The 14,814-nt window shown below is 67.1% G+C and carries 3 protein-coding genes; all 3 read left to right on the plus strand.

Annotated features, from left to right (window positions below):
- The first annotated feature begins 103 nt into the window (after positions 1-103).
- Positions 104-5,185 (plus strand): type I polyketide synthase, encoded by a 5,082-nt coding sequence (locus NL1_RS33575; protein WP_218024529.1) that lies wholly within the window; start codon positions 104-106, stop codon positions 5,183-5,185.
- Between the two features lie 35 nt (positions 5,186-5,220).
- Positions 5,221-14,010, plus strand: coding sequence for a type I polyketide synthase (locus NL1_RS39825; RefSeq protein ID WP_067848329.1), 8,790 nt, complete (start codon positions 5,221-5,223; stop codon positions 14,008-14,010).
- Positions 14,000-14,814: beta-ketoacyl [acyl carrier protein] synthase domain-containing protein (locus tag NL1_RS33585; RefSeq protein WP_174553510.1), on the plus strand; the 815-nt coding region annotated here is incomplete at its 3' end. The genes NL1_RS39825 and NL1_RS33585, both read left to right, overlap by 11 nt.

Raw genomic sequence — 14,814 nt, forward strand, 5'->3', positions numbered from 1 at the left:
TGTCATCCTCGAAGAGGCCGTTGATTCGGTTGTGTCGGAGCGCGGGGAGGAAGTCGACGCGACCGGCGAATCCGACACGTCGAAGAGGCCACTGGTGTGGGTGGTGTCCGCGAAATCTACTGTGGCACTCAGCGATCAAGCCGACCGCCTGCTCTCGCACCTGCGCGAGCAGCCCGAGTCGGACCCGGCTGATGTGGGTTGGTCCCTGGCCGAATCGCGCACGGTGTTCGAGCACCGCGCGGTGATCATCGGCGCGGACCGGGACACCCTGCTCGACGGCCTGCAGTCGCTGGCGCACGGACGGCACGGTGAGCAGGTGATCACGGGCTCGTCCGCCGATGACGACCATCGGGTGGTATTCGTCTTCCCAGGGCAGGGCTCGCAATGGCTCGGCATGGCCCAGGGCATGCTCCGCACCTCGCTCGTCTTCACCGCCGCCCTGAGCGAATGCGATCGGGTGCTACGGCCCCTGGTCGGCTGGTCGGTGCTGGAGGTGCTGAACGCTGCGGACGAGCAGACCTTGGAACGGGTGGACGTGGTCCAACCGGTGCTGTTCGCGGTGATGGTTTCCCTCGCGGCGGTATGGCGTTCCCTCGGCGTGACCCCCGACGCGGTGGTGGGTCATTCACAAGGCGAGATCGCCGCCGCGCATGTCGCGGGAGGGCTGTCCCTCGCCGACGCCGCGCTGATAGTCGCCCGGCGCAGCCAACTTCTCGTGGACCTGTCGGATCGCGGCGGCATGCTGTCGGTACCGCTACCCCGCGACGAGGTCGCCGAAGCCCTGATGCCGTGGCGGGGTGAACTGTCGATCGCCGCCGTGAACGGGCCACGCAGTACTGTGGTATCCGGCGCGATCGAGGCCCTGAACGCATACTTCGGCGCTCTGGAATCCGACGGCGTCCGGGTACGGCGGATTCCGGTCGACTACGCGGCGCACTCCAAGCAGGTGGAGCAGCTCTCGGATCGGCTTCGATATGAATTGCGTTCGGTGGCACCGCGTTCCGGTGCGGTCCCGCTGTGGTCCACCGTTACCGGCGGCTGGCTGGACACTGCCGAGATGGACAGCGACTACTGGTACCGCAACCTGCGCGAACCCGTCGAATTCGAGGAGGGCATCCGGGGTCTGGTCGAGACAGGGCACGGAGTGTTCGTCGAGGTCAGCGCTCACCCGGTGGTGACGATCGGAATACAGGAGACGATCGACGACGCGGCGCGTGCGGCGGTGGTCGCGGCCACGCTGCGCCGCGACCGTGACGAAGCGACGGAGCTGCTACGGTCCGCGGGCGAGCTGTTCGTCGCGGGTGTGGATGTGCGCTGGGGCGAGGTGTTCGCCGACCGCGATACCCGGCGCATGGGACTGCCGACATATGCGTTCCAGCGCAAGCGGTTCTGGCTCGAATCGGTGCCGGGCCGTGGCGGTGCGGACGCACTGGGTGTGGAGGCGGTAGCGCATCCGATGCTGGGTGCGGTGGTGGAATTGCCGTCCGGTGGGGTCGTGGCGACGGCTCGATTGTCGCTGCGGTCGCATGGGTGGCTGGGTGACCATCGGATCGCCGGTGTGGCGTTGCTGCCAGGGACGGGTTTCGTGGAATTGCTTGTCGCCGTCGGTGATCGCGTCGGGTGCGGGGTGGTCGAGGAGTTGACGGTGGTGGCGCCGTTGTCGTTGCCGGATGCGGTGCAGGTGCGTGTCGCGGTGGGGGAGCCGGATGCGGATGGGCGTCGCGAGGCAAACGTGCACGCACGCGCCGATGTCGGCGAACAAGGCGCGGCGTGGACACTTCACGCCAGTGCGATCCTGGCGACCGAGGCCGAGACGCACAGTGCTCCAGAAGGTGTGGGCTCTTGGCCGCCGGCCGGTGCCACCGATATCGACGTCGCCGACGCGTACGAGCGGGTAGCCGAGCACGGATACGACTACGGTCCGGTGTTCCAAGGTTTGCGGCGGGCATGGCGGCGCGGCGATGACATCTTCGCCGAGATCGCCCTGCCGTCGGAGACCGGGACCGACCCGGCCGAGTTCCTCATGCATCCGGCCCTGCTCGACAGTGCGCTGCACGTCCTGCTGCCGGGGATCGAATCGCAGGACGGGACGGCGGTGCTGCCGTTCGGCTGGCGCGGTGCACGGGTGTACACCAGCGGCGCCGAGTACGCGCGGGTGCGCATCACTCCGGTCGCCGAAGAGGGAGTGTCGGTGTGGCTGGCCGACGAGCGGGACATCCCGATCATGACCGTGGACATGCTGAGTTTGCGGCCGATCCCGGAGAACCTGCTGCGCGGTGCGAGCGGGTATACCGGGGATTCGCTGTACGAGCTGGAGTGGATCACCCCGTCTCTGCCGACTCCGGTGGACGATGATCGTTCGCGGTGGGTTGTCCTGGGCGAAGGCGGCATCGACGAGGCCGCGGGCGGACGGTCGCTGCCGGATCTGGCGGCGTTGACCGCCGAGATCGAGGCCGGTGGCACGGTACCCGCGGCGGTGCTGGTTCCCGTCGACATCCTTGGCTCGGGCGAGCCGGTGGTGGCGGGCGTGTATCGGCAGGTCGAGGCGGTGCTAGCGCTGCTGCAGTCATGGCTGGCCGAAGCGCGGGTCGCGAACACTCGCCTGATCGTGCTGACACGCAACGCCTCCGGTATCGGCACCGCTGAAACCGCCTCCGCGGCTGTGGATTCGGTGTCAGCGTTGGCCGGTGCGTCGGTATGGGGTCTGGTGCGTTCGGCGCAGTCGGAGAACCCGGACCGTTTCGTGCTGGTCGATACCGACGGCACGCCGGAGTCGTGGCGAATACTTGGCGCGGCGTTGGACAGCGGCGAGTCGCAATTGGTGCTGCGCGCCGGACAGGTGACCGTGCCCCGCCTGACGCGGGTGAGTACACCGAATTCGCTTGTGCTTCCCCAGGATCGGCCATGGCGGATAGGCGCGCCGGAAGTCGGGTCGCTGGATGCCCTGGACGCGGTGACCGATGCGGTCGCCGACCGTGCGAGCCATGGTGAGCTGACCGCAGGCCAAGTGCGAATCTCGGTGCGGGCGGCCGGGGTGAACTTCCGTGACGTACTCATGACACTGGGCATGTACCCAGATGCGATCGCGCTCGGTAGCGAAGGCGCGGGTGTGGTCGACGAAGTCGGTCCGGGCGTCACGGAATTCGCGCCCGGCGATCGCGTCATGGGCATCTTCCCTGACGCATTCGCCGCGTTCGCCATCGCCGATCAGCGGATGCTGGCGCCCATGCCGAGCGGCTGGTCGTTCGAGCAGGCGGCGGCGGTGCCGGTGGTGTACCTGACCGCCTACTACGGGCTGGTCGACCTGGCCGGGTTGCGAGCGGGTGAGTCGGTGCTCATTCACGCCGCCGCCGGTGGTGTCGGTATGGCGGCGGTCCAGCTGGCGAAGCATCTGGGTGCTGAGGTGTTCGCGACGGCGAGCCCGGCCAAATTCGGGGTGCTGCGGGAGCTCGGTGTGGACGATGCGCATATCGCCTCGTCGCGAACGCTCGAGTTCGAGACGGCGTTCGCCGCCGCGACCGCGGGCCGGGGTGTGGATGTGGTACTGAACTCACTGGCCTACGAATTCCTGGATGCGTCGTTGCGATTGACCGCGACCTCCGGCCGATTCATCGAAATGGGCAAAACCGATCTGCGTGACCCCCAGGAACTTTCGGCACGGTTCCCCGACGTCACCTATCGGGCCTACGACGTGGTCCGAGACGGCGGAGCCGAGCGCATTCAGCAGATGCTGGCCGAGATACTCGCATTGTTCCGGTCCGGGGCATTGCGGGTGTGGCCGGTGCGGGTGTGGGAGGTGAATCAGGCACGCGAGGCATTCCGGTTCATGCGTGAGGGCCGCCACATCGGTAAGAACGTGCTGCGGGTGGGTGGTTCGTCTCCGGTCTGGGATGGCGAGGGCACGGTGCTGATCACCGGTGGCTCCGGCACTTTGGGCGCGATGCTGGCGCGGCATGTGGTGACCGTGCACGGTGTTCGCCGGTTGTTGCTGGTTAGTCGTCGCGGTGAATCGGCTGCGGGTTTCGCCGAATTGCGGGCGGAATTGATTGCCGCGGGCGCGGATTCGGTGCGTGCGGCGGCGTGTGACGTGACCGATCGTGCCCAGCTGGCCGAGGTTCTGGCCGGTGTGGATCCGCGGTTCCCGGTCCGGGTGGTGGTGCATACCGCCGGTATGCTCGACGACGGCGTGATCACCTCGTTGACCGGTGAGCAGCTGCGGCGGGTGCTCGCACCGAAGGTGGACGCGGCATGGAATCTGCACGAGTTGACTCGGGATCTGGATCTGCGTGGGTTCGTGCTGTATTCATCGTCGGCGGCCATGTTCGGCGCCCCGGGGCAGGGCAACTACGCGGCTGGTAATGCCTTCCTCGATGGTCTGGCGCGTTACCGGCACGGTCTGGGTTTGCCCGCGACGTCATTGGCGTGGGGTCTGTGGGAGCAGTCCTCGGGTATGACCGGGCATCTGCGAGCCGGTGACCGGGACCGCATGAATCGTGGGGGATTGATCGCCATGAGCGACGCCGAAGGCCATGCGTTGCTGGATCGCGCCCTCACCAGCCCGGCGCCGGTGCTGGTTCCGGCCAAATGGAATCTGAACATGTTGCGCGCCAATGGTATCGGCGGGGTCTTCGCCGGACTGGCCGCCGCCGCACCCGGCCGTCCCGGTCCGGCGCGGGCTCGCGGCGAACATGGCGGCCTGCCGGAACGGCTGGCCGCGCTGCCGGGTGAACAGCGCCACCTCTTGCTCACCGATGTGATCGGAGGCGAGGTCGCTGCGGTGCTCGGCTACGAGCCGGGCAGCCGGATCGACGAGGAGCGGGCATTCAAGGATCTCGGGTTCGATTCGCTGACGGCAGTGGAGTTGCGCAACCGGCTGACCAAATCGACCGGGCTGCGGCTGCCGACCACCCTGATCTTCGACTACCCGGACATCAGAAGCCTCACCCAATACATTGCCGATTGGTTCGAGACGACCGCCGCAGGCGACGATTCTCTGCTGGCCGAGATGCGTTCGCTCACGAGCAGACTGCCGAGTGCACTGTCGAGTGAACCGGCGCGCGACGAGCTGATCGCGCAGCTGCAAGAGATGCTCGACCTGTGCCGGCAGTCGATGAAGGCGGAAAGCTCTGACCTCGATGCGGCGTCGGACGACGAATTGTTCGCGCTCGCCAATGAACTGGACTGATCCGGTTCGCTGCGACGCTCGAGGTGAGATGAAAAATGAGTACTGAAGACAAGCTGCGCGAGCATCTGAAGCTGACCATCGAGAAGGCTCGCAAAACCCGGGAGAAGCTGCACGAAGTCGAAGCTCGGCTGAGTGAACCGATCGCGATCGTCGGAATGGGGTGCCGCTACCCCGGTGGGGTGAGCTCACCGGATCAGCTGTGGCGCCTGGTTTCCGAACAGATCGATGCGGTCGCCGGGTTGCCGGAGGATCGTGGCTGGCCCCGAGATCTGTTCGACTCCGATCCGGACGCGGTCGGCAAGAGTTACGCGCGTGCGGGCGGATTCCTCTACAACGCAGGAGATTTCGACGCCGGGTTCTTCGGCATCGCACCGCGTGAGGCTCTGGCGATGGACCCGCAGCAGCGACTGCTGCTGGAAACCGCCTGGGAGACGATCGAACACGCGGGCATCGATCCGACCAGTCTGCGCGGCACCCAGACCGGCGTCTACGTCGGCGCGATCTCGCAGGAATACGGCCCCCGGGTCGGTCGTGGTCACCCCGAAGTCGAAGGGCTGTCGCTGACCGGCACCACCCTCAGCGTGGCTTCTGGCCGTGTCTCCTATGTGCTTGGCCTGCTTGGTCCGGCGGTGACGGTGGACACCGCGTGTTCCTCCTCGTTGGTGGCGTTGCATCAGGCGGTGTCGGCGCTGCGCGCGGGGGAATGCTCGATGGCCCTGGCCGGTGGTGTGACGGTCATATCGGGCCCCGGGATGTTCGTGGAGTTTTCGCGTCAGCGCGTCATGTCCGCCGACGCGCGGTGTAAGTCGTTCGCTGCGGCCGCCGATGGTGCGGGGTGGTCCGAGGGCGTGGGATTGCTCTTGCTGGAGCGCCTTTCGGATGCGAGGCGGCTCGGGCACGAGGTTCTTGCCGTGGTGCGTGGTTCGGCGGTGAATCAGGATGGTGCGTCGAATGGTTTGACTGCGCCGAATGGTCCGTCGCAGCAGCGGGTGATTCGTGCTGCGTTGGCCAATGCTGGGTTGCCTGCGAGTGCTGTCGATGTGGTGGAGGCGCATGGCACCGGTACTCGGTTGGGTGATCCGATCGAGGCTGAGGCGTTGTTGGCCACCTACGGTCAGGATCGTGGGGCTGATCGGCCGTTGTGGTTGGGGTCGGTGAAGTCGAATATCGGTCACAGCCAGGCCGCGGCGGGTGTGGCTGGTGTGATCAAGATGGTGATGGCCATGCGAGAGCAGCGGTTGCCCGCCACCTTGCATGTGGATGCTCCCTCGCCGCATGTGGATTGGTCCAGTGGTGCGGTGCAGTTGCTGACGTCTGCGCGGGAGTGGGACGCCGTCGCGGATGCTCCGCGTCGTGCGGCGGTGTCGTCGTTCGGTATCAGCGGGACCAACGCCCACGTCATCCTCGAGGAGTCAGCCGCTGACAAGGCAGCACCCGAAGACTCGGAAGCTCTCACCCGATTCGGCGCAACCAAGGCGGCGGACCTTCCGTCGGCCTGGGTGGTGTCGGCGAAATCAGCTGCCGCACTGCGTGATCAGGCGGCCAGCCTCCTGTCCCACGTGCGCGATCGGCACACCCTCGAACCCGTGCAGGTGGGACGGGCGCTACGGGAAACACGCACCCTGTTCGACCATCGCGCGGTGATCGTCGGCGGGGACCGGCAGGCGCTGCTTACGGGTCTGGCGGAGGTCGCGGCCGGTCAGCCCGCCGGGGTACTGCGTGCGGAAACGTCCGGGTTCGGCGTGGCTGTCGGAGCTGGTGCAGGTGTGGGTTCCGGTGTGGGTGTGGTGTTCTCGGGACAGGGCTCGCAGCGGGTGGGCATGGGCTTGGGGCTGACCGTGTTCCCAGCCTTTGCTGCCGGCCTGGATCGGGTCTGCTCCATTCTGGATCCCCTGGTGGGCACCTCGATTCGCGAGGTGATTGCCTCCGGAGCGGGTCTCGACGACACGGGCCTGGCACAACCGGCGCTGTTCGCTCTGGAAGTGGCACTGTACGAGTTGCTGTCGTCGTGGGGCGTTAAACCCACCGTGCTTGTGGGTCATTCGGTGGGTGAAATCGCCGCCGCACATGTGGCCGGTGTGCTGGATCTCAACGACGCCTGTCTGCTGGTTGCGGCGCGTGCACGGTTGATGCAGCAGCTTCCGGTGGGGGGTGCGATGGCGTCGGTGTCTGCCACCGAGGCCGAGGTCACGGCGATTCTGGATGAAGTTCTGGCGCGGTCGGGTGTCGCGCCGGTGATCGCTGCGGTGAATGGGCCCGCTGCGGTGGTAGTTTCGGGTGCGGCCGGGGCCGTCGCGCAAGTCGTGAGCGTTCTCGAACAGCGTGGTCGGCGCGTGCGGTTGCTGCGGGTGAGTCATGCGTTCCATTCGCCGTTGATGGAGCCGATGACCGGGGAGTTCGCTCACGCGTTGTCGGGTTTGACGTTCCGGCCCGCACACCTGCCGATCGTGTCGACGTCGACGGGGACACTGCTGGATTCGCAGGCCTGGACCGACCCTCGGTATTGGGTCGATCAGATTCTGCGTCCGGTGCGGTTCGCGGACGCGATCACTGTCGCGGCCGGGCATGGTGTCGCTGGTTTCCTGGAACTGGGTCCGGATCCGAGTTTGACCAGTGCGGTGGCCGGCACCCTTGCGGATTCGCACCCGGAGCTCCTGGTGACTGCCGCGCTGCGGCGTGACCGTTCCGAACCGATGCACCTGCTGACGAGCCTGGCCGAACTGTTCACGGCAGGTCAGCCCGTCGACTGGCGGATCGCGACCGGAGACCACACCGGATCGAGACCGGTCGAGCGGCGAATCGAACTGCCCACGTACGCGTTCCAACATCAGCGATACTGGCTCACCGGCGAATACGATGCCGCCGGATCGGCCGACGCCGAACCTGCCGGCGCGGCGCTACAGGGTTACAGTGGCAATTCCCGCGCCTCGGAGTGGCACGAGCGGTTCCGCAACGACGAACCGGGTGCTCGCCGCGAGATGCTGCGATTGGTTACTAGCACGGTGCTGCGTGTTCTCGGGTTGCCCGCCGAACACCGGGTCGACGTCGACACGCCCTTCCTGGAACTCGGCATGACCTCGATTCTCGCGGTCGACCTTCGCAATGCGCTGAAAACATCGGTGGGGTGCGAACTTCCGGCCACGGTCGCGTTCGATCATCCGTCGATCCGCGGAACGGCCGAGCATCTGTGCGAACGGTTCCTGTCGACGAGACCGGGCGAGACGACGACTGCCGTGTTGGCCGCCGTGGATGAGCCCATCGCCATCGTGGGAATGGGATGCCGATTCCCGGGCGGTGTGAGTTCCCCGGAACTGCTGTGGCGCTTGGTTTCCGACGGGGTGGATGCGATATCCGGGCTACCGGAGGATCGCGGATGGCCTGCGGATCTCTTCGATCCGGACCCTGACGCGGCTGGGAAGAGCTATGCCCGCGAGGGTGGATTCCTGTATGACGCCGCCGATTTCGACGCTGCCTTCTTCGGGATCTCACCACGTGAAGCCGTGGCGATGGATCCGCAGCAGCGACTGCTGCTGGAGACCGTCTGGGAGACGATCGAACACGCCGGAATCGACCCGATCAGCCTGCGCGACTCCGCGACCGGAGTCTTCGTGGGCGGCAACGGGCAGGAGTACGCGACCATGATGAGCCGCGTACCCGAAGGAGTCGCCGGATATCTGATGACGGGCACGGCGGCGAGCGTCCTGTCCGGCCGCGTCTCCTACGCACTGGGTCTGGTGGGCCCGGCGGTGTCGGTGGACACCGCATGCTCGTCGTCGCTGGTGGCGTTGCATCAGGCGGTGTCGGCGCTGCGGGCGGGGGAGTGCTCGATGGCGCTGGCCGGTGGTGTGACGGTGATGTCCACCCCGGGAGCTTTCCTGGAGTTCTCACGACAGCGAGGTCTGGCCCCGGACGGGCGGTGTAAGTCGTTCTCTGCGGCGGCGGACGGCGTCGCGTGGTCCGAGGGCGTGGGAATGCTGCTGCTGGAAAGGCTTTCGGACGCGCGGCAGCGCGGACACGAGGTGCTGGCGGTGGTCCGTGGGTCGGCGGTGAATCAGGATGGTGCGTCCAATGGGTTGACCGCGCCGAATGGTCCGTCGCAGCAGCGGGTGATGCGATCGGCGCTCGCGAATGCCGGGCTGTCCCCGACTGCGGTCGATGTGGTCGAAGCGCACGGCACCGGTACCCGGCTCGGTGATCCGATCGAGGCCGGGGCCCTGCTGGCGACCTATGGTCGGGATCGGCCCGCCGATCGGCCGCTGTGGCTGGGCTCGGTGAAGTCCAACATCGGTCACAGCCAAGCCGCGGCGGGTGTGGCCGGTGTGATCAAGATGGTGATGGCCATGCGGCACCGTTGGTTGCCCGCCACCCTGCACGTGGATGCGCCGTCGCCGCAGGTGGATTGGTCCAGCGGCGCGGTGGAGTTGTTGACCGCTGCCCGTGCCTGGGAAGCCGAGGGCGATGTGCCGCGGCGGGCGGCCGTGTCCTCGTTCGGAGCCAGCGGCACCAACGCCCACGTCATTCTCGAAGAAGCTCCCGGCGTCACGACCGCGGAAGATCACGACCCCGATGCACTTGCGGCAACGGCGGATCAGTTCGCCATGTGGGTTGTCTCGGCGAAATCCACCGTCGCCCTCCGTGATCAAGCGAACCGCCTACTGACCCACGTGCAGACGCGTCCCGAGCTGAACCCGGCCGAGGTCGCGCGAGCGCTCCAGGAATCGCGTGCGCTGTTCGATCACCGCGCGGTGATCGTCGGCCGGGACCGGGAAGCGATGCTGGCCGGGCTGGCGCAGGTCGCGGCCGGACAGCCGGTGGATGCGGTACCGCGGGAGGACACGGCGGGATTCGCTGTCGCTGTCGGTGCCGACACGGGCGCGGGTCCCGGTGTAGGCGTGGTGTTCTCCGGCCAGGGCTCGCAGCGGGCGGGGATGGGCCTGGGGCTGTGCGTCTACCCGGCCTTCGCCAGTGCCTTGGACCGAATATGCGCCGTCCTCGATCCGCTGGCAGGGGTCTCTGTTCGTGAGGTGATCGCCTCGGGCGCGGGTCTGGACGAGACCGGCGTGGCGCAGCCGGCGTTGTTCGCGCTCGAGGTGGCGTTGTACGAACTGCTGCGCGTCTGGGGTGTGGAACCGCGGGTGCTGGTGGGTCATTCGGTCGGTGAGATCGCCGCCGCGCATGTGGCCGGAGTGCTGAGCCTCAACGACGCCTGTGTGCTGGTCACGGCTCGTGCCCGGTTGATGCAGCAGCTTCCCGCCGGGGGTGCGATGGCCGCGATCACCGCCACTGAAGCCGAGGTTCGGGAACTCCTGGGCGAGATGCCCACTGGTGCCGCGCCGGTGATCGCTGCGGTGAACGGTCCTGCGGCAGTGGTGGTCTCGGGCGCCGCCGAGGCGGTCGCGGACTTGGTGCAGGTGTTCACGGAACGCGGTCGCCGGACCCGGTCGCTACGGGTGAGCCATGCGTTCCATTCGCCGCTGATGGCGTCGATGACCGAGGAATTCGCCGCGGTCCTGGCCGACCTGACGTTCCAGGCCGCCCGAGTGCCGATCATATCGACCGCAACTGGAACCCTGCTCGACGCGCAGGCCTGGACCGATCCGCACTACTGGGTGAACCAGATCCTTCTCCCCGTGCGCTTCGCCGATGCGATCGCCGTCGCCGCGGAACAGGGTATCGGCGGTTTCGTGGAGTTGGGCCCGGACCCGAGCCTGACCGGTGCGGTCTCCGACACCCTCGTGCAGTCGCATCCGGAGCTCACGGTGACCGCTGCTCTGCGTCGTGACCACCTCGAACCGCAGTACCTGCTGACCAGCCTGGCCGAACTGCTGGCCATCGGGGCAATCGGTGCCGGTACGCGGGTGGGTGCGGATTCGGCCGTGGCAGCACCTCGACGGGTTGAGTTGCCGACCTATGCCTTCCAGCGCAAGCGGTTCTGGCTCGAAGCACGCGCCGGAGCCGGGGATGCGGATGCGCTCGGTGTGGCTGCGGCCGGCCATCCGCTGCTGGGCGTGGTGGTGGAGTTGCCCGCCGGGGGCCTGGTGGTGACGGCCAAGTTGTCGCTGCGATCGCATACGTGGCTGGCTGATCATCAGGTGGCCGGTGCGGCTCTACTGCCCGGTACCGGGTTCGTGGAGCTGCTCCTCGCCGCGGGCGATCGTGTCGGATGCACGGTGCTCGAAGAGCTGACGGTACTCACTCCGCTGCTGCTGTCCGATGCCGTACAGGTACGGGTCACGGTGGGCGAACCGGATTCGGGGGGTCGCCGCGAAGCGAGCGTGCACTCGAGGCCGGACTCCGATGTGCCGGGCGCCGAGGAGTGGATTCTTCACGCCGGCGCCGTTCTGGCGAATGACACCGAGACAGCCGGTGTATCAGCGGGCTTGGGACATTGGCCGCCGACCGGGGCCACCGAACTCGATCTCACCGGCGCCTACGAACGGGTCACGGACCACGGGTACGGATACGGTCCGGCATTCCAGGGGCTGCGCCGGGTGTGGCGGCGCGACGAGGAGATATTCGCCGAGATCGGGTTGCCCGCGGAGTCGGGGCCCGAGGCGGGCGCGTTCCTGATGCATCCCGCCCTTCTCGACAGCGCCCTGCATGCCATGTCGCCGGGAATCGATGAGCAGGCTGAGCAGGCGGCCTTGCCCTTCGCGTGGCGCGGGGTGCGCATATACGCCACCGGCGCCGAGCGCGCACGGGTGCGTATCGCCCCGGTCGCCGAGGGCGGCGTTTCGGTGTGGTTGGTCGACGACCGGGATGCGCCGATCCTGACCGCGGATGCTTTGAGCGTGCGGCCGATTCCGGACAGTCTGCTGCGCGGTACGACCGTGACCGCGATCGACTCACTGTACGAACTGGAGTGGATCGCACAGGCGCTGCCGGAGGCAGCGGCACCCGGCGCCTCGGAGTGGGTGTTCCTGGGCGGCAATGACATCGGCGCAGTAGCGGACGTGGGCGCCGGCCGGTGGCTCCCGGATCTGTCGGCGCTGACCGCCGAGCTGGATTCCGGTGGCACGGTGCCCCCGATCGTGCTGGTCCCGATCGACGCGGCGCAGGCGGGCGAGCCGATGGTCGAGGGCGTGTACCGGCGGGTGGCTGCCACGCTGGCTCTGCTGCAGGCCTGGCTGGCCGAGCCGCGGGTCGCCGATTCGCGCTTGGTCGTGCTGACCCGCTATGCCGTCGGCATCGGTGGTCACGAAACCGGTTCCGCGGCAGTGGGTCTGGCAACGGGGTCGGTGTGGGGTCTGGTGCGTTCGGCGCAGACCGAGAACCCAGACCGGTTCACCCTGATCGACACCGATGGCCTGCCCGAGTCCCGGCGGGTATTGGCGGCGGCCCTCGGCAGTGGTGAGTCACAGTTGGTGCTGCGGAACGGACAGCTCACCGTGCCCCGATTGGCCCGGGTACGCGCACGCGCCGGTGACCTCGCCGACGAGGTGTCACCGGTGTGGGATCCAGAGGGCACGGTGCTGATCACCGGCGGCTCCGGCGCGCTGGGTTCGATGCTTGCCCGGCATCTTGTCACCACGCACGGTGTGCGGCATGTGCTGCTGGTCAGTCGTCGTGGTGAAGCGGCCGAGGATTACGCCGGCTTGCGGGCGGATCTGCTTGCAGCCGGTGCGGTGTCGGTGCGCGCGGCGGCGTGTGATGTGGCCGATCGTGCTCAGTTGGCCGCGGTCTTGGCGGGTGTTGATCCGGAGTTCCCGGTGCGGGCCGTGGTCCATACCGCCGGAGTGCTCGAGGACGGTGTGATCACGTCGTTGACCGAGGGCCAAGTGCGGCGGGTGCTGTCACCGAAGGTGGATGCGGCATGGAATCTGCATGAGCTGACGCGTGATCTGGATCTGCGTGCATTCGTGCTCTATTCGTCCTCGGCGGCGACCTTCGGCGCGCCGGGCCAGGGAAATTACGCCGCGGGCAATGCGTTCCTGGAGGGACTGGCTCGATATCGGCACGGTCTGGGACTGCCCGCGACCGCACTGGCGTGGGGCTTGTGGGAACAGGACTCGGGCATGACCGGGCATCTGCAGGCGAGCGATGTGCAACGTATCGCACGGCAGGGCATGGCCCTGATGCGCGGGCGCAACGGGCTAGAGATGCTCGACGAAACGCTGGCACAGCGCCGAATCACCGTGCTACCTATGCAACTCGACCTTTCGGTGCTACGCACATTCGAGGCCGCGGACATTCCGCCCATCCTGCGTTCACTGATGCCCGCGTCGAGGCGCAGCGTCATGCGGACAGCCGGCGCTCCCGCTTGGCTCGATCAGCTCGGCGCCGCGGAGCAGTCGCAACGCAAGGCCCTGCTCGACGAGCTGGTGCTGGCGGAGATCAGCACACTGCTGGGGCACAGTGACCCCGCCAGCGTGACCATGTCCGCGTCGTTCGCGGAGCTCGGCTTCGATTCCCTGTCGGCGGTGGATCTCCGCAATCGGCTGAAGGCCCGCACGGGCATCAACCTGTCCACGACGCTCGTCTTCGACTATCCCTCACCGCTCGAGCTGTCGGACTACCTGTCGGCCCTGATCCTGGACTCCGGCTCGCCGCTAGAGGAAGCCGAGCTCACCGCGATCGAGGAGCTGATCGGGACACTCGAGAAATCGATTTCCAGCACGCGCGGCAAAGAATACGCGCAGGGGAAATTGAAGCAGATCTTGGCGCAGTGGTCGGATTCCGCACTGGAATTCGATGTCACGCAGGTGGCGGACATGATCCAACAGTCGACCGCCGATGAGCTGTTCAGCTTCGTCGACCAGCAACTCGGGCTACAGCAGGGTTCTGGGATCGGCATCAATATGATCGGAGACCACGATGTCGAATGACGCGAAACTGCTCGACTACCTGAAGAGGGTTACCGCGGAACTGTACGAAACCCGGGTAAGGCTCAGTGAGGTCGAGGGCCGATCGAGTGAGCCGATCGCCATCGTGGGTATGGGTTGTCGCTATCCGGGTGGTGTGGGTTCGCCGGAGCAGTTGTGGCGCATGGTCTTCGATGAGGTGGATGCGGTATCCGGGATGCCGGTCGATCGTGGGTGGCCGGAGGATCTGTTCGATTCGGATCCGGATGCGGTGGGTAAGAGCTATGCGCGGGAGGGTGGGTTTCTTTACGACGCGGCTGATTTCGATGCGTCGTTCTTCGGTATCTCGCCGCGTGAGGCGTTGGCGATGGATCCACAGCAGCGGTTGTTGCTGGAAACGGCGTGGGAGACGATCGAACACGCGGGTATCGATCCCACCACGCTCAAAGGCAGCCAAACCGGTGTCTTCGCCGGAATCATGTACTCGGACTACGGCCTACGCCTCCATTCGATACCGGAGGGGTTCGAAGGCTACCTCGGTCACGGCAGCGCGCCGAGCCTGCTGTCGGGCCGAGTGGCATACGTGCTGGGTCTGATCGGACCCGCGGTGTCGGTGGACACGGCGTGTTCCTCATCCCTGGTGGCACTGCATCAGGCCGTGGCCGCGCTGCGGGCAGGTGAATGCGCGATGGCCTTGGCCGGTGGCGTGACCGTCATGGCGACCCCGGGTACGTTCGTGGAGTTCTCGCGTCAGCGCGGGCTGTCGGCGGATGGCCGGTGCAAGTCGTTCGCTGCTACGGCCAACGGGGTGGGTTGGTCCGAAGGTGC

This window comes from Nocardia lijiangensis NBRC 108240, assembly GCF_001613045.1.
Taxonomy (GTDB): domain Bacteria; phylum Actinomycetota; class Actinomycetes; order Mycobacteriales; family Mycobacteriaceae; genus Nocardia; species Nocardia lijiangensis.